18 protein-coding genes are annotated in these 16110 nt (G+C 41.2%); 5 read left to right on the top strand and 13 right to left on the bottom strand.

Translation table 11 applies throughout. The annotated features are described in order from the left end of the window. The first annotated feature begins 38 nt into the window (after window positions 1-38). Genes FTT92_RS09170 through FTT92_RS09160 form a run of 3 tightly spaced genes read left to right on the top strand, consistent with a single transcriptional unit; the run spans window position 39 to window position 1050 of the window. A complete protein-coding gene (locus FTT92_RS09170; protein WP_180171940.1) occupies window positions 39-389 on the top strand; it encodes a hypothetical protein in 351 nt (116 codons plus the stop codon). Window positions 390-402: 13 nt separating this feature from the next. Next, complete coding sequence (locus FTT92_RS09165) at window positions 403-690, top strand: DsrH/TusB family sulfur metabolism protein (protein WP_180171939.1); 288 nt, start codon at window positions 403-405, stop codon at window positions 688-690. Between the two features lie 48 nt (window positions 691-738). After that, window positions 739-1050, top strand: a complete 312-nt coding sequence (locus FTT92_RS09160) for a TusE/DsrC/DsvC family sulfur relay protein (RefSeq protein WP_168378648.1) — start codon at window positions 739-741, stop codon at window positions 1048-1050. Between the two features lie 82 nt (window positions 1051-1132). Here FTT92_RS09160 and FTT92_RS09155 read toward each other — a convergent pair whose 3' ends face one another. Beyond that, window positions 1133-1612 (bottom strand): helix-turn-helix domain-containing protein, encoded by a 480-nt coding sequence (locus FTT92_RS09155; RefSeq protein ID WP_180171938.1) that lies wholly within the window; start codon window positions 1610-1612, stop codon window positions 1133-1135. A gap of 149 nt (window positions 1613-1761) precedes the next feature. Beyond that, window positions 1762-2661, bottom strand: coding sequence for a LysR family transcriptional regulator (locus FTT92_RS09150; RefSeq protein WP_180078900.1), 900 nt, complete (start codon window positions 2659-2661; stop codon window positions 1762-1764). Window positions 2662-2758: 97 nt separating this feature from the next. Here FTT92_RS09150 and FTT92_RS09145 point away from each other — a divergent pair, with 97 nt between their 5' ends. Beyond that, window positions 2759-3211: a CidA/LrgA family protein gene (locus FTT92_RS09145; protein ID WP_180115562.1), complete on the top strand. Its 453-nt coding sequence runs from the start codon at window positions 2759-2761 to the stop codon at window positions 3209-3211. Next, window positions 3208-3918 carry an LrgB family protein gene (locus FTT92_RS09140; protein WP_180171937.1) on the top strand — a complete coding sequence of 237 codons (711 nt, stop codon included), beginning with the start codon at window positions 3208-3210 and terminating at the stop codon, window positions 3916-3918. The genes FTT92_RS09145 and FTT92_RS09140 overlap by 4 nt, the downstream gene beginning before the upstream one ends. Window positions 3919-3982: 64 nt before the next feature. Here FTT92_RS09140 and FTT92_RS09135 read toward each other — a convergent pair whose 3' ends face one another. From FTT92_RS09135 to FTT92_RS09085, 11 genes are all read right to left on the bottom strand, one after another. Then, window positions 3983-4729 (bottom strand): adenosylcobinamide-GDP ribazoletransferase, encoded by a 747-nt coding sequence (locus FTT92_RS09135; protein ID WP_180171936.1) that lies wholly within the window; start codon window positions 4727-4729, stop codon window positions 3983-3985. Then, complete coding sequence (locus FTT92_RS09130; protein ID WP_180171935.1) at window positions 4726-5349, bottom strand: histidine phosphatase family protein; 624 nt, start codon at window positions 5347-5349, stop codon at window positions 4726-4728. The genes FTT92_RS09135 and FTT92_RS09130 overlap by 4 nt, the downstream gene beginning before the upstream one ends. Then, on the bottom strand, window positions 5350-6402 hold the full coding sequence (gene cobT, locus FTT92_RS09125) for a nicotinate-nucleotide--dimethylbenzimidazole phosphoribosyltransferase (RefSeq protein ID WP_180115558.1): 1053 nt from the start codon (window positions 6400-6402) through the stop codon (window positions 5350-5352). Beyond that, window positions 6399-6920, bottom strand: a complete 522-nt coding sequence (gene cobU, locus FTT92_RS09120; RefSeq protein ID WP_180171934.1) for a bifunctional adenosylcobinamide kinase/adenosylcobinamide-phosphate guanylyltransferase — start codon at window positions 6918-6920, stop codon at window positions 6399-6401. The genes cobT and cobU overlap by 4 nt, the downstream gene beginning before the upstream one ends. After that, entirely contained in the window at window positions 6917-7591 is a 675-nt protein-coding gene (locus FTT92_RS09115; RefSeq protein WP_180171933.1) for a 2'-5' RNA ligase family protein, read from the bottom strand. The genes cobU and FTT92_RS09115 overlap by 4 nt, the downstream gene beginning before the upstream one ends. Before the next feature lie 190 nt (window positions 7592-7781). Next, window positions 7782-9953 (bottom strand): bifunctional mannitol-1-phosphate dehydrogenase/phosphatase, encoded by a 2172-nt coding sequence (gene mtlD / locus FTT92_RS09110; RefSeq protein ID WP_180171932.1) that lies wholly within the window; start codon window positions 9951-9953, stop codon window positions 7782-7784. Between the two features lie 236 nt (window positions 9954-10189). After that, window positions 10190-11410: an MFS transporter gene (locus FTT92_RS09105; protein ID WP_180171931.1), complete on the bottom strand. Its 1221-nt coding sequence runs from the start codon at window positions 11408-11410 to the stop codon at window positions 10190-10192. 111 nt (window positions 11411-11521) lie between these two features. Continuing rightward, window positions 11522-13789, bottom strand: coding sequence for a TonB-dependent receptor (locus tag FTT92_RS09100; RefSeq protein WP_180171930.1), 2268 nt, complete (start codon window positions 13787-13789; stop codon window positions 11522-11524). 15 nt (window positions 13790-13804) lie between these two features. Then, the gene (locus FTT92_RS09095) at window positions 13805-15076 is read right to left on the bottom strand and encodes an MFS transporter (RefSeq protein ID WP_257231662.1); all 1272 of its coding nucleotides are present in this window, start codon (window positions 15074-15076) and stop codon (window positions 13805-13807) included. After that, complete coding sequence (locus FTT92_RS09090) at window positions 15052-15444, bottom strand: hypothetical protein (protein ID WP_078190999.1); 393 nt, start codon at window positions 15442-15444, stop codon at window positions 15052-15054. Before FTT92_RS09090 ends, FTT92_RS09095 begins: the two co-directional genes overlap by 25 nt. After that, window positions 15441-16073 (bottom strand): GNAT family N-acetyltransferase, encoded by a 633-nt coding sequence (locus FTT92_RS09085; protein WP_111884324.1) that lies wholly within the window; start codon window positions 16071-16073, stop codon window positions 15441-15443. The genes FTT92_RS09090 and FTT92_RS09085 overlap by 4 nt, the downstream gene beginning before the upstream one ends. Between the last annotated feature and the right edge of the window lie 37 nt (window positions 16074-16110).

Raw genomic sequence — 16110 nt, 5'->3', positions numbered from 1 at the left:
TATTGCCGCGCATTTGTAGCATTGAAAAGGAAAATTACGTGAAATCTGTACTGGTTGTTTTAACCCATGCAAATCTTGCAAGCTTACAAGTACATGAAAGTCTTTCTGCGACCATGGTGCTTGCAACCTTCGGCTGTGACGTTAAAGTGTTGCTCAACGATGCTGCGCTGAGCTTACTTCAAGCAGAACAAGAGTTTAGTCAACTCAAGCATGCATTTAAACTCGCATCCAACATGGTTGATAGCTTTGAGTTTTACGATCTCACCCCGGTTTATATTGAACAAAAAAATTCACAGCATCCATTTGTGATCAACAGTGAACAAGAACTTGAATTTGTTCAATTCAATACTGAATTAATTCAACAATTTGATCATGTGCTGTATTGGTAAAAGAGGAATGATGATGTCAAATTCTACGCTGTATTTAGTCCAAGCCAGCTATGCCAATACCCTACAGCACATCCAGCAGTTAGCCAGTTTAATCAACCCTGAAGATGCGATCATCTTGATGGGTGAAGCAGTCTTACATATTGCAGATGAACAAACTCAGCAATTTGGCACATGTTATGTACTTGAAAATGATGCTGAAATTTTAGGTAAAAGTATGAATTATAGTCATATGAAAGTAATCGACTATGCCGCTTTTGCTGATCTATGCCTTAGATTTAAAAGATGTATTTCACTCAAATAATTTGAGTAAAAGCGATCCATGTCTACAATCTTCTCTTTTGGAATGAATATGAATCTTGAATTAGACCAAGATGGCCATTTGGTGGATTACACTATTTGGAATGAAACTGTTGCCCAAGAATTGGCTAAAAGTTTAGATCTTGAGTTAAGCCCATGGCATTTTGAAGTTTTACAAGCTGTGCGACAGTTTTATCAACAGTTTGGTCACTCGCCGGCAACTCGCCCACTCATTAAATTTTTAATGAAAACGGTGAGCGCTGATATTAATAATGCAGTGTTACAGGACAAATTTAATACGGGTTTGGTTGCTCGACATTTAAGTCGTTTAGCGGGCATCCCTAAACCTGCAAATTGTTTGTGATTTTAAAGCAATCTAAATACCGCTTAGGCTATTTTAACTAAATAGATGCAAATCAGCATCTTGAAGAAAGTCATAAAACAGCTTAGGCAGGTTTTAATTGATTTAGAGCAATGTAATAGGCTTGGGTAAATATCGGTTTGACCTGTTTGGCTTGGATTGGTTCAGCACAACATGAGCACACCAAAACCGGTTTAAATTTTTGCCCACATGCCTGATGCACATATTCAACAGGTGATCCTAAGCCCTGATCCATATATTGATCGGCCCAATGGGTCATGGCTAGAAGGATTGGATACAAGTCTAAGCCTTTTTGAGTCAGTCGATATTCAAAACGTTCCTGACGCTCGACATAAGCAACTTTGGTTAAAATACCTTCTTCAACCAAACGCTTTAATCGGTCAGATAACACATGACGCGTCACACCGAGATTTTGTTGAAAGTCATCAAAACGTCGAATGCCCATAAATGCATTACGGATAATCAACATCGTCCAACGATCCCCTAGCACTGAAAGTGCACGAGCGATTGAACACGGTTGTTGACCTATTTCATCCCATTTCATTTTATGAACCATCAAAAATAACGACCGACACCCAATTTAATTCATGCCTGTTGATTTTGCAAAATCCTTTTCAATAATCTTTGTTGTACAAATCGTAAAATCCACCATCGTTTCAACGCATTCATTTTATCTATTGATCTGTAAATGAACTAAAAATGTATTTTGTCTTTATTGTCCTCAATTATTTCTAGCCATGCACGCGTTGCGGGACTCATGGCAACAGTGGTATTCCAGGCCATACTGAGTTTCCAGTCTAGGTTTGGATTTTCTAATTCAGCCATATGGTATTTTGCCGCATCAAGTTGTTCACAATAAATTTTAGGCAGGAGTGCAATCCCGACATTTGAATCTACCATTTTGGCGATGAAGTCCCACTGGCTACTTTTACACACTACATTGGGCTCAAATCCGACGTAATTTGCCGCCTGTATAATGATGTCATTGAGTGTGAAGGTATCGTCATACAATAAAAAGGATTCTTCTTTTAATTCAATCAACGAAACGTTTTTTCGCTTACGCCACTGTGAGTTTTTTTTAGATAATAAACATAAAGGTGACTCCATCACTGGAATACCACTTAACACCGGTTTCAAGTGACCTAAAATGATCCCGACATCGACCTGTTTTTTTAAAATGGCATTTTCAATACCTGTTGCCCCTACCTCAAAAAAGCTCAATTCAATATTCGGGTATTTTTTATGAAACAGCGCGATTAACTGACTAAACATCACCGATGCCAATGGCGGTAAACCTAGAGTCAATTTACCTTGTTTTAAGGCACGAACTTGGGTGACTGTATCAAGCATCCGTTGTTGTTCATTCAATATCACCAAAGCATGCTGATAAATCTGCTCTCCCATATAGGTGAGCTGTGCTTCCCTTTTTCGACCTGCTTCTCCTTTATGAAATAAGGGTACGCCGATCTCGTCTTCTAACTGACGAATTAATTTACTAATGGTCGGCTGAGTGACAAAAAGCGCTTCAGCTGCATGACTGAAACTCTGTTTTTGCACGATGGTCACAAAGACTTTTAAGCTTTTAATGTCCATTATTATTCCATTTAAGCATAATTAATAATTAATTATTCATAATTATACAGGGTATGCACTTTTAAAATAGCGTCATCTCCTATTCTGCTGTCGTCTCATGGATACGCTTCCACAATCTACTTCCAAATTTACACAGTTTCTCAAGACCTTAGCCCAGCTAAGTTTATTGATATTGATCTGGTGGATCGGCTCTTGCATTCAATCATGGTTTAACTTGCCGATCTCTGCTGGCGTGATTGGTTTATTGCTGCTATTAGCTGCATTGTTGAGTGGTTTATTTAAAATGCAGTGGGTCAAACAAGGCTCAGATTTTATTTTGGCTGAACTGGTTCTATTCTTTATCCCCTGTGTAGTTGGATTAATTAAATATCAAGATTTATTACTCAGCTCTGGCTGGCAGTTAATTTTAGCCGTGGTACTGGGTACTGTCTGTGTCATGGTGTTTACAGCATTTACGGTTTATTGGGGCTTTAAACTCGAGGCAAAAATTAAAGCGAAACACCAAACTGCGACAGATCATGATGTCAACACAGCAGGAAAAACCTTATGAACGATTTTGGGTTGAACAGCATCTCTGTATTGTTTTTCGTCCTGACCCTTATCGGTTATGTTTTGGCGAAAAAACTACATCGTAAGTTACCGTATATGGTTCTTTCCCCTGCACTATTCGTCCCGTTTGTGCTGATTATACTCATGCTTTGCTTTCATATTTCATATGACACCTATATGCAAGAAAGCCAATGGATTGTATGGATGCTCGGCCCTGCCACTGTGGCCTTTGCTATTCCCATCTATGAATATCGGCAAATTATCCGTCAGCATGCGCTGAGCATTAGTTTGGGCATCGTGATTGGCATGTTAGCTGGGATTATTAGTGCTTTTTATTTGGCACAGTTGTTTCAGTTTGACCAAGAAACGTCTTATAGCTTAATGGCACGTTCCATTTCTACGCCCTTTGCCATGGAACTTACCTCGAATATTGGAGGTTCAGTAGAATTGGTGATTCTATTTACCATGATTACTGGGATTGCCGGCGTGGCTATGGCTGACCTAGTTTTGGCTGGGCTTAAATTGCATTCACGCTTTGCACAAGGTGCGGCTCTTGGCAATGCTGCACACGGATTTGGTACAAGTAAAGCATTATCACGTCATATAGAAGAAGGTGTTGCAGCCTGCTTGAGCATGGTACTTGCTGGAGTATTTATGGTATTGCTTGGGCCATCGCTTATTCATTTAGTCATTTATTTATTGGGATAAATAAAAAGCCCAGTGCAGTCTCTGGGCTTTTTAAATGATGATTTAAACTGTTTCATCTGTAAAACTATACAGCTAAATAATGTATTGCTATGACAAACGCTAAAAGACTCGACACTTCTGTGATTTCAATCGCGGCACCAATTGTATCTCCTGTCACACCACCTATACGCTGAATAAATTTCCATCGTAAATACAATAAAGTACAAATAAATGTAAGAATACTGACCACTCCAGTCCAGCTAAAATACAAACATGCACTTAGGCAGAGTATAAAGACTAGGTATGCCGACTTTCGTGGAATAGTTGCTGCTATCGATGAGCCTAAGCCTTTTTCGCGAACATACTGAGTTGTTAAAAACAAAAATAAAGGGGCTAAACGACCCAAGACTGGAAATACTATTAATGCCAAATACATTTGCTGTTGTAGCAAAACATAAAGTGCCGACCATTTCAGTAAGCAAATCACGAGGAGGCTCAACACACCAATCGGCCCACATGCAGGGTCTTTCATGATGTAAAGTGTACGCTCGGCATCACCAAAGCCACCGACCCACGCATCTGCCGTATCAGCTAAACCATCTAGATGTAATCCACCTGTGAGCCAAATCCAAACTACCAGCAAAATACTGCTGAGTAAGATAATCGGCAGGCTGTGAAATATAAAAGCAAGCAAGGCAAGAATGCAACCGATCAACAATCCCACCGCTGGATAAAACAATAAAGACTGTCCATTTTGCTGTTTCGATGGCATCGCTTTAAGTTGAATCGGAAAAGTCGTGAGAAACTGTAGAGCAATCCAAAAAGGTGTCATTCACTTTGCTCCAAAAGACGAATATTTGCACGATTTTGCACAATGAATGAATTTAATTGTCCCAATTCGGCAGTCATTTTTAATAAATCATCTAAGTGACTTTGCTGTGCCATACATTTTAATAATTTAATCACGCCGCCATGGGAAACCAATAAAACGCGGTGCCAATGATGCTGTTGAGCCTGCAAAACTAGCTCATCTAGACCGCTTAATATCCGATGTTGAAATTGCTGAAGACTTTCTGCATTCGGTGGCGTAAATGTGCTGGGACTTTGCCAAAACTGTGCGAGTAACTCTGGAGTGTTTTCATAGATATGCTTGGTTGATACCGCTTCCCAATCGCCAAAATGCATTTCTTGAAACTTCGCATTTTCAAACATTGGACATTTAAGTTGTTGAGACAAATCTAAAGCAAATAAACGGCAGCGCTGTAAGTCAGAAGTGATGATGACATCCCAGCTCGCTAAACCGTGTGTATGTATGACGTTCAATACATCATCTATGGTCTGCTGCATCTGCTGCCAACCTTTTTGCGTCAAAGCATCATCTGTAGAGCCACGTAAGGTATGGCTTAGTTCAGTCTCACCATGACGCAATATATCTAAACGGAAATGTTCCATTTAAACTTTTTCACCAATCACAGCAGCTTGTGCAAAAGTCGCCATGTTGTTATGTAAACGACATGCCAAACGAATTAAACCCAAGGCCGCACCGGCACCGCTGCCTTCACCTAAACGTAAATTCAACTTCAAAAGTGGATCAGCTTCAAGGGCTTGAAGTAAACGTTGGTGCCCATATTCAGCCGATTGATGACCAAAAAGCATCCATTCACGTACAGCAGGATTTAAACGAACAGCGACCAAGGCAGAAACCGTACTAATAAATCCATCCACGACCATTGCTAGCCCCAATTGCGCACAGCGAATGTATGCTCCAACCATCGCGGCAATTTCTAAGCCACCAACAGCACATAGGGCTTTAAAGACATCTTGGCCGACATAGTCCTGATGTAAAGCCAAGGCCTGATCAATCACTTGTTTCTTATGTGCCAATTGTTCAGCACGAATACCTGTACCAACACCTGTCAGTTTTTCGGCCGGCTCATTAAATAAAAAACATGCAACAGCAGAAGCAGAACAGGTATTGCCAATGCCCATTTCCCCTGCGACATAAATTGACGCACCTGCAGCGATAGCATCTTCAACACTTTTACGGCCGAGATTCATCGCTTCAATACATTGTGATTCGGTCATCGCAACAGTTTTAGCAAAATTTGCTGTACCCGCTGCAATACAGTAACGCTCTACCCCTGCATATTCATAAGCGTCACCTACCGAACCACAGTCAATCACTTGTAGTTTGGCTTGATACTCACGTGCAATGACACTAATACATGCACCACCGGTCGTGAAGTTTTGTAACATTTGGCGTGTGACAACTTGTGGGTAGGCCGAAATATTTTCTTCCATCACGCCATGATCACCTGCAAAGATGGTAATCCATGGGAAATCGATATTGGGCTGATCTGTGTTTTGTAATGATGCAAGTTGCACCGCTACATTTTCAAGTTCTGAAAGCGAGCCCGTAGGTTTAGTTAGCTGTAACTGGTGATTTACCGCCTGTTGCTTAGCTTCGATACTCGGATTTTGACAGGGTTCTTGCCACCAGTTCATGCTTTATCTCCTTTTAAGATTATTGGAAAACCTGCAACACAAAACACCACATGGTCAGCAATTTGACCAATTTGTTGATGTAAGCGCCCAGATTCATCGACGAATTTTCGACTGATTTGTCCCATGGGAACAACGCCTAGTCCAGTTTCGTTACTGACTAAAATAATGTCTGACTTTAATGTTGGCAGCACCGTAAGTAATTTTTGGCATTGATGCTGTTGAAAGTCTGCTTGTTCATGCAGCAATACATTACTCATCCACAGCGTTAAACAATCGATAAGAATGGTTTGATGCGCTTGGTCTATTTCAACTAAGCGGTCGGCTAAATATAGAGGCTCTTCAATCAGCCCCCAATGCTCAGGACGGTCAGCTTGATGATGCTGAATTCGCTCCTGCATTTCCTCATCATGTGCTTGTGCTGTAGCCACATAGATGACGGCTTGAGCACTTTCTTTGGCTTTTTGTTCTGCAAGTCGGCTCTTCCCTGAACGTGCCCCACCCAAAATGAAATGAATCATGACTGTGCCATCTCTATATTTAGTCTGAACTGATGTTGATAAAAAGGACTCAACGCCCCTTGTAATACTTGAGCCTGATAATGACCAAAAGTCAGCTGCTCGCTTTCAAAATCAAAGCTGTGCTGTTCAATTCGTTGGATTCTTTCAAAAATATCATCGCTATACCATGCCTGTTTATACAAGCCCAATGTGATATGCGGACAATATTCGATTGGTGCAATTTCATTCGAAGTTAAATTCAAAGCTTGACGTAGATGCTCTAACTTACGCTCTAAATCCACAATTTCAATAAACAACGCGCTTTGAAAGCTATTGATCTGACCTGTACGTAACCGAATATTAGATAGCGATAACTGTCGAAGTTGTTGTTGGTGCAGTGCCAATTCATCTGCTGAGAAATTATCATTCCATCGTTGTTCAGAATCATCGATTAATTGGGCTTTATTTAACTCTTCAATAAAGCCACAAATAAACACGGTAATATGAAATTGGCGCGTATTTGGCGTGTATAAAAGATCTGAAAACTGCGCTCGAAGTGCTGAGAGATACGCCAATAATTCAGGATCCTGTATTTCTATATACCACAAAGCATAGTGCTGACGACCTTGATGCCAATCGGGATAATCCTGATTGAGCGTCGGTACGACTTGCATTGAGGGTATTAAAAACACAGATAAATCACTTTAAATTTAATCTGCTTTATTAAAGCATGAATCAAAACAGACTTTGCCCAATTTTGATTTAGTAATATTCATTTAAAGCTGAAATTCATTCATCTAAAGCTTCTTTGTAAGAAAAAAATGCCGAGTCATACTCAGCATTTTGATTCAATATACATTGCGCACAGATAAGCATTATATTTTAGGCAAATTTCACAGTATCTTTCTGATCTTGCGTTACAGCATGGTTTTTCCAAGATGTGAACTGCTCTGTGGACTGATCAGAAAAATGCTGCAACTGTATCATTACATTGGCCTCAATCTGTTCAATACGTTCCAGTTGTTCAAGCTCGTTTGTCTTTTTCAGTTCTGAAAATTGCAACTGGATAAAGTTGATAACCTGATCCATCGAACATTGATTTACACTCACGGCATACATCAAACCATAGACAATCCCTTGCTGTAGGTGCTTTGTCTCCAGTCCATATTTCACATTGGTCGCCAACGAGCCCAACACTCGTTCATTAATTGCAAGTTTACGTAAAGGATCTCGTGCCACACGCGCACATGGATCTTTATACGCATGTTCACAAGAGTTTATAAAGCTTTCTGCCAGTCGTGTTAAATCAAAAGCACGATTAGGTAAGCATCGTGCTAAACCAGCCTTCACCTCGTCAATGAGTTCACGCATAAATTGATCAACACGATGATCTGCAATTGCCACACCTATGGTTTGATGATTGAACAGTGCGGATTGCCAAGCCAACATGGCATGTACGCCATTCCATAAGCGATTTTTGATTAGCTGAATATCTTCAATATGATCGACCAAAATCATTTGACGCATTTTTTCTAACAAAGGACTGTTATTTTCTACATAGATCGGCATGTCAGATTCTGCGTTAAATAAAATTAAATCCATGCTTTGCAATATATGACTTGGGTGGAAATTTCGGCGCATATCCTCAACATATAAAGTGGCTTGACGTTCCTGATCAGGATTTAATTTCGTCGCATCCTCTAAGTCTAATTGAGCATCCACTTCAACTTCATCTAATTGAAATTGTTTGAAGATATTATATTTTATACGGAGCTGACGATATAAGTTTTGGTCACTTAACTTAGATACCATGCGGTTGACCACGGTATCGCAAAAATAGTGTTGTTGCATGATTTTCTCTGCAACAACCGCTCCAGCAAGCTCAGTTAAAGCCTGTTTTAAATGTGACATTAATAATTGTTTTGCTCCGACTTTGTTCAAAATGATCAGCATCGTTAGAGGTTCGATGGCTTTCTCATCATGTGCAATATGTCGTGCATACAGGCCTTGTGCAATGGTTTTGGCCTCTTCTGCAATCGCTTTTTCAGGCAAACAGATGGCAATCAAACTTGACTCTGTGTACATCTCTTGCATCTGCTGAATATTTTCAGCATCAATGACTGCCATGTTTTCAATGCGTTCGTCATAAGACAATTGACCATAGCGAATACAGTAGGTACCAAATGCATTGACCGCAGAGCGATATAAAGGGTTACGTGTCGAAGCATAGATTTTTTTCGGGCGAGTATAACCATCCCAATGCGACAAAATTTGTGCTAAATAACCACCACCAATCGCCCCAAAACCATGAATACCAACAGTGAGCTGATTAAGGGTTTGTGGAAAAGCCTCTTGCACCTGTGGCATCTCTAAATGCGCGGTGAACGGGTCAAGTTCCGTCAAGCAGTCATACATACATTCATAATAATATTTGGCTTTGGCCAGCATGTTTTGATTGGGCGATTTAATATCTTTAAACAGTACGGTAATACCGCCAGCCTCAAAGGCCGAAGTCACACCATTTTCCGAGTCTTCAAACATCAAACAATCAGCAGGATTTAAATTCAGCTTTGCGGCAGCACGCATAAATATTTCAGGATGTGGCTTACCATTTTCAACTTCATCGCCACAGACTAAGACATCAAAGAACTTATACACATTGGCATTGATGAGATATTCTTCTGCGATTGCACGGCGACTCGATGTTGCCACGGCCATCCTCAGTCCTGACTTGCGTAAGCGTTCTAATACTTGAACCAAGCCTTTTTTGATCGGTACACCAAACTGACGAACATGCTCCAGTTCTAATTCATCTGCGCGTTTGCGAATATCTGCGTATGGAATGTTTTCATCATATTCGGCTTGGGCCAATCGATGCGCGCTTTGTGCACTTAGCCCCAAACAATTCATCAGATACGATTCGGAAAACTCAACACCGGTCAATTCAAGAGATGCCTGTTTCAATGTTTGAAACCGTAAACGTTCAGTATCAAACATTGTTCCATCCATATCAAAAATGGCGCCCAGAACCAAATCATTATTAAATTTAAGCATTTAACCTCCGTTATTTTTTTATGTGAAAAGAATAACGGAGAAAACTATTGATTCAGTACTTTGAGAATTAATGAAACAATTGTGATTATTTTTTAATCAAAGTGCTTGCTTTAAACATCTATTTTGTAAGATCAATCACCGATCAAGTAACATCATGTAATCAAAGCCCACTATTGTCAGGATAGTCCTATCTTCACACCGACCTATTGAAGTAAGTATACAAGTCTCTGCATATTTCACTCAGTTACTCGCTTCACGGTTTGAGTTTTGATTTGAAATAAAAAGAATACGATTAAACCAAGCATCACTAAAAATAAAAAATAATACGGAAATTCTTTGTGCCATTGATATAAACCCGTACTAATCAGTGGCCCGACAACAAAGCTCAAAGCCTGAGTGGCTGTACACCAACTTGCCACCTTGGTCTGTAACGCACTGGGCGCCGTTTGCGCTGCACCCGTTGTAAATGCAGGGATTAAACACGCAACCGATATACCATATAACAGGTACGTGGCTTGAAATATCCGTAATTCATTGGTGAAAACCGAAATCAGCAAGGCTACTGCCATGCTAAACAGCCCAACCCACAGTAAGCGATATACGGACCAATTTAAATATTTAGAAATCAGCGTTTGCATAACCACCAAAGCGATACCCACGACGAGAGAACACTCTGCAAAATGCACTGCACCCTCTGCAGCAGTCATATTAAAGCGGTCTTGAATATAAAACCCTGCCGTTAAATTTACGGTCACGATGGCAAGATAGAGACTGAATCCCAACATTAACCATGGATAGCATTGCTGAATGCTCAAATCCGTAGATGGTGACTCATGCTTTTCAGTTACTGACTTTTCAACGCTATGCTGTTCTGTATGTCGGTCAAAGCTGAATACCAAGACCACAGAAATCAACGCTAAAATAATAATTGCTGCCCAAAGCGGCGTCATGATTCCACCAAAGCCCAACAGTAAGGTTGTTAGAAATGGACCAATGATCACGCCTGCACTGTTTAATGCACCGAATTTTGACATTGCTTGTGAACGCTGCTGCTCATTGTTAAAACGAGTCATCACATAAGTTTGCAAGGCAATCTGTGGCATCGCCATAAATACCCCAGTGGCTGCGCGTGACAACATTAATAAACTAAATAGCAGCAACATCCCTATATGAACAGTAAGGCCATACATCAACACGGCTGTAAATAGCCCCCATGTCACTGCCATGCCCACAAAACCGATACTCAAGAGTTGATAAATCGAAAACTTGGATTGATTTTTTGAAATGTAAATCGCACCGATGGCCATCAGCAGCGCACCGACGGAAACCATCGCGCCACCTTGTAATTCAGAAAGTTTTAACTCACGAACCAATGGCGCCAACAGCGGCAATATCATCGAGAAACTTGCACCATTGGCAAGACTGGCGGCAATAAACAGTTTGTTATTTCGATCCATTATTTTTGTTATCCATTTTTAATGGCTACGTTATAAACAATAGAGGTGACTTAAGCCACCTCTATTTTGTAAGTCACGATACCGTGCTTTAAACCCGATTCAGGATTTAAATTAGTATTTCACCGTATAACTTAAACCGTAGGTACGACCTTGAGCTGCTAGGCTAGAAATTGGGCCATAGACAGTTTCAACCGACTGGCTGTATACCGACTTATAATCCGTATTCCACACGTTGTAGACACCAAAGCCCACATTACCCGGTCCTACTTTTGCATTGGTAATCACGTCCATCGTTGCAAAGCCTTTAATTGCCGCTGCTGGAGCATATCCATATTTCACAGCGCCTTTTTGGGCTTTGTCTGTACCGCCAATCGCTAAAGCTTGAACACGTAGGCTCTTGTCATTATCAAATTGCCATTCTGAAAATGCTGTTCCTTTTAAAGGTGCTACACGAATAGCATCCAACTCTTGCCAGTCACCTTGGGTATTTTTAAATTGGCCCGTGGTATATGCAACTGTGCCCCCAACCGTCCAATTTGGTTGAACTTGATAACTGGCATTGGCTTCGACACCATAGATACGCTCATCGGTATCAATAACATCAATGGTGTAATTCGGCGCACCAAATTTCAGGCTTTTATCTGAGTCATTATAAAAAGCCGTCACTCCTGCATTTAAACCACCGGCATTTTGTACACGCCAACCGAGCTCATAGTTATTGACTTTAATCGGGTCAATGGTTTGGCTATTAATCACAGAATTTGCTGGCACATCACGCAGCATACGTTGCACATCGGGCAAGTTTGAACCTTGTGAGAAATTGGCAAACACTTGCTGTACATCTGTTAAGTAATACACCGCGCCAACATTAAACAGCGTTGCATCATGTTTTACTTTGCCGCCATTCAGTGTTTTCGCCACATAACCTGGGGTTAAATCTGCAGTTATGGCTTCCATATAAGGCACAGATGAATCGACATCGCTTTCTACACGTTCATGGCGAATGCCGGCTTGTAAGCCTAGTCGGTCGGTTAATTCATATTGCGCTTGGGCAAATACCCCAAGTTTTTCTGTTTCAACATCAGGGCCAAAGGCATAATAGTTAAACGGCTGATAACTCAGACCATTACTTTGAATAAATGTAGCACTGTCATACATTTGGATATTTTGTTGATCTTTTTCATTTTCATAGTCCACACCATAGGTTAGCCCCAGTTCACGACCATTTAAGTTAAGATCTTTTTGTAGAGCAACACGTGCGCCTAACACATCAATATCGGTTTCTGACTGATACACCAAGAAAAGTTCAGGTGCCATTTGACGTGCAGATGGGAACCAACGCGCCTTTTCATTTCGATAATAGGTTTCAGCGTTTAGACGGTGGCCTAAAATATCTTGATTTTCATATTGTGCGTTGACGCTATAACGTTCAGTTTGTGGTTGTTCAGTAAGTTGTAAGCCCTTTACTGCATTTAATGACAACGGCAGCTTGCCACCCACGGGCTGTGAGCGCAGCGCATTTAAATTTGGACCATAGTCAGGTCCATAATCACTATCTTGCTCATCATTATAATATTGCGCACCGAAACTCAGCGTTTGACCATCGGCAATTTTCCAACTGACACGACCATTTAGATCTAAGGTGTCGGTATCTTGACGGTCTGTTTGCGCAATCTCAGGCCCAATACGGTTGCCATGGCTATCTTGTATTTCACCACGTTTGGTATAGCTTGCACCTAAAGTTCCGCGTAAATTGCCTTGATTAAAGTTCATGGTTTGTGCAGCTTCATAAGCTAGCGCATCAGACTTAACATTATTACCAGAAGTGACACCGACTTTCGTTTCAAAACTCAGCGGCTCAGATCCACCTCGTTTGGTGATGATATTGATAATACCGCCTGTTGCACCTGAACCATAAATACTACTTGCACCTGAGACCACTTCAATTCGTTCAATCATCGACGGGCTAATACTTGCCAGTTGTCGAGATCCATCACGATATCCCGTTTGCGGCACACCATCGATCATGTATTGCACCACACGTCCACGCATGGTCATCCCATAGTTAGACGTTGTACCACTCGATGGAGTCAGTGATGGCACCAATAAACCGACAATATCGGCTGTGCTTTTACCTGCATTGGCTTGTTTTTCAATTTCTTCTTTAGGAATGCTGTACACCGTACCCGCAATATCGGCAATGCTTTTCGCAGAACGGGTTGCCGTCACAACAATCGGTGCCATTTTAGTAGCTTCTGTAGTTTGTGTTTCAACTGCTGTATTTTGTGCAGTGTCTGTCGTGACGTCTTGCGCATAAAGCTGAGTGCAAATTGCTAAGCTGAGACAAGTCAGTTGCATCGGTAGAGCTAAACGTTTCATATTCTTTTCCATTTCTTAGAGTTCCGATTGAGTCGGAAGAGTTTGAGTTTTTAAATTTTGTGTTTTTAAAACAATGCGTTGACTAAGTAAGACACTGATTACTGAGCCGATTGCCAATACCAAGTAAAAATGTCCATAGCCTAATGATTTTGCGAGAAAACCTGAAAATGCGCCGCCAATGAAGTACACAAGCAATTCAAAGCAAACTAATATAGTGAAATCGGTACCCGCCTGTTCTTTAGAACTGGTCTGCATGAAATAGGCATAGAGTGATGTCATGGCGATATAACGAATGGCTAGCATCAACACGACAAATACACCTAAAAGCAGATGCCATTGATTCAACCATCCCAATACAACGGCTGCCCCAATGACGGCATATAGCAATGTACGTAACCATCCTGCCCAGACTAACAATTGCGTCGCTTTGATTTTTTTCAGCAATACAGCTGCACTAACAGCTGCAATCAGACCGACACCGGCACCGACCACAGACATCAACACCCCGATCTGAGACAGTGACCATTTTTGGTCGATCAACATGGGATTCAGCATCGCCATAGCGGGTGCTTCCACCACGCGATAACAAACGATGAGCAGCAAAGCCCAACGAATTTCAGGTCGTTTAAACGCTTGTCGTAGGCTTGGTTTGGCTTTTGCAATTTGAGTTTGTGGTTCTTCTTGAATAAAAAACACAGCAAACATGGTTAAAAATGTCAGCAGCGCTAAAGTTGTGAGCGCTGACTGCCAACCCCAATATTGGTAAATCCATAAAGTTGCAGCGCCACCAAGCATACTACCGACGGCCACCCCAATACTCTGTGCCATACTGCCCAGACGGTAATTGCCTTCGGTAAATTTCTCTACGGTATAACCATCAATCGCAATATCTTGCGTTGCCGCAAACGTTGAAATCCATAAACCAACAATGACAAATAAAGTCAGCCCATAAGAAAACTGCGTAAAGGCTAAAACCAGTACCCCCAGTACCAATGCGATTTGCGTAAACAACAGCCATGTTTTACGTTTACCGAGTTTTTTGACATAGAGCTGATCGATCCAAGGCGCCCAAAAAAACTTGAATGCCCATGGAATATAAAGCAGCGATAACATGCCGATCCAGCGTAAATCTACCCCTTGATGTCGTAAAATGGCAGGCAAAGCCACATTGTAAAAATACAAAGGCAATGCATGTGCTAAGTACAAAATAATCACGACGCTCAAACTCAGGACTGAAATTTGAGATGGTGAAATTGCATGATTTAATTTTCTTGAGTGTTGTTGCATATCCACCTCTGCACTGCCCATTGCAGCGCATCAGACTGTTCTAATGAAACGTAATAAGGCACACGCCACGCTGCATGCAGCGCGGGTGTATTTAAACGTTTGAAGTCATCTGGATCTTGCGCAATACGCACCAGACCCAAACAATATTGAAAAAAGAGATGTTTAAACTTCTTGTACCAAACGGCCTGTATTTGCCGATATTCTTCAGGAAAAGTTGTTCCCTCAGCCGTTTGCATAACCAAAACAAAGGGCTGACTTTTCAGAAAAAAGCGCTCAACTTGAGTCAACCATTGTTCAAACTCTTCCACTGAAACATGCGCTGAAAAGCGCATGTCCAGTATGTGCATGTGGGTGCAGCGATAACTCATGACACCGCCTTAGCTAGTTGCTGATGCTGAAATGCCTTGGAGTCGTTTAAGTAATGACCGAATTTTGCATAAAAAGTTTCTCTAAAGCAGTAATACAACATGGCAGTCTTTTCAGGCATTGGGATTAAGCGCTGCGCTTCATAGCACATGTCTTCAACTACGACGGCATAAGGCTTCACACTATGATCAGGCTCTCCCACAATCTTGGCTGATGCGGCATTTTCAAAGATATAAAAACTCAATAAACGCATGACGGGACGTAAATAGCCTTTACCAAAAACGGACTTTTCACCAAATAACAAATGCCAACCTAGATCTAGCTCGTCACCGTCGTAGTACAAACCTAATCGATCCCGTTTTCCCTCGTAAATCTCTGTGTAGCCCACATCTTTACCGTTTACCCCTACGATCAAAATTCGGTGATGATCATCTGCCAGCATTTTTTCGTAATACACTTTTAGTTCAGTTTCTGACTTATTGAGTTGCCACTGTGGAATCACATGCGGTTCATGCATCCATTTATGAACCAAAGCCATATCTTCTGGATATTGCATTTGTCGTAAGTAGTATTGCGTCTCATTCTCATAGTATTCATAAAAATCAGGTAGTTGTCGTGATAACGTTGTCATGATCTCGTCCTTTAAATTTGTTTAATCTTTTCTATTC

Origin of the sequence: Acinetobacter sp. YH12023, assembly GCF_013420135.1 — a bacterium.
Taxonomy (GTDB): Bacteria; Pseudomonadota; Gammaproteobacteria; order Pseudomonadales; family Moraxellaceae; genus Acinetobacter; species Acinetobacter amyesii.
Note: the sequence above shows the minus strand (reverse complement) of the source record. Positions and strands in the feature narration are given on the sequence as shown.

Excerpts from the sequence above, each read along its gene's own strand:
- cobT (WP_180115558.1), bottom strand. The coding sequence starts at position 6,402 with ATGAACTGGTGGCAAGAACCCTGTCAAAATCCGAGTATCGAAGCTAAG.
- FTT92_RS09140 (WP_180171937.1), top strand. The coding sequence starts at position 3,208 with ATGAACGATTTTGGGTTGAACAGCATCTCTGTATTGTTTTTCGTCCTG.
- FTT92_RS09155 (WP_180171938.1), bottom strand. The coding sequence starts at position 1,612 with ATGAAATGGGATGAAATAGGTCAACAACCGTGTTCAATCGCTCGTGCA.
- FTT92_RS09100 (WP_180171930.1), bottom strand. The coding sequence starts at position 13,789 with ATGAAACGTTTAGCTCTACCGATGCAACTGACTTGTCTCAGCTTAGCA.
- FTT92_RS09095 (WP_257231662.1), bottom strand. The coding sequence starts at position 15,076 with ATGCAACAACACTCAAGAAAATTAAATCATGCAATTTCACCATCTCAA.
- FTT92_RS09160 (WP_168378648.1), top strand. The coding sequence starts at position 739 with ATGAATCTTGAATTAGACCAAGATGGCCATTTGGTGGATTACACTATT.
- FTT92_RS09165 (WP_180171939.1), top strand. The coding sequence starts at position 403 with ATGTCAAATTCTACGCTGTATTTAGTCCAAGCCAGCTATGCCAATACC.
- FTT92_RS09090 (WP_078190999.1), bottom strand. The coding sequence starts at position 15,444 with ATGAGTTATCGCTGCACCCACATGCACATACTGGACATGCGCTTTTCA.
- FTT92_RS09145 (WP_180115562.1), top strand. The coding sequence starts at position 2,759 with ATGGATACGCTTCCACAATCTACTTCCAAATTTACACAGTTTCTCAAG.
- FTT92_RS09130 (WP_180171935.1), bottom strand. The coding sequence starts at position 5,349 with ATGGAACATTTCCGTTTAGATATATTGCGTCATGGTGAGACTGAACTA.
- FTT92_RS09150 (WP_180078900.1), bottom strand. The coding sequence starts at position 2,661 with ATGGACATTAAAAGCTTAAAAGTCTTTGTGACCATCGTGCAAAAACAG.
- FTT92_RS09085 (WP_111884324.1), bottom strand. The coding sequence starts at position 16,073 with ATGACAACGTTATCACGACAACTACCTGATTTTTATGAATACTATGAG.
- cobU (WP_180171934.1), bottom strand. The coding sequence starts at position 6,920 with ATGATTCATTTCATTTTGGGTGGGGCACGTTCAGGGAAGAGCCGACTT.
- FTT92_RS09105 (WP_180171931.1), bottom strand. The coding sequence starts at position 11,410 with ATGGATCGAAATAACAAACTGTTTATTGCCGCCAGTCTTGCCAATGGT.
- mtlD (WP_180171932.1), bottom strand. The coding sequence starts at position 9,953 with ATGCTTAAATTTAATAATGATTTGGTTCTGGGCGCCATTTTTGATATG.
- FTT92_RS09135 (WP_180171936.1), bottom strand. The coding sequence starts at position 4,729 with ATGACACCTTTTTGGATTGCTCTACAGTTTCTCACGACTTTTCCGATT.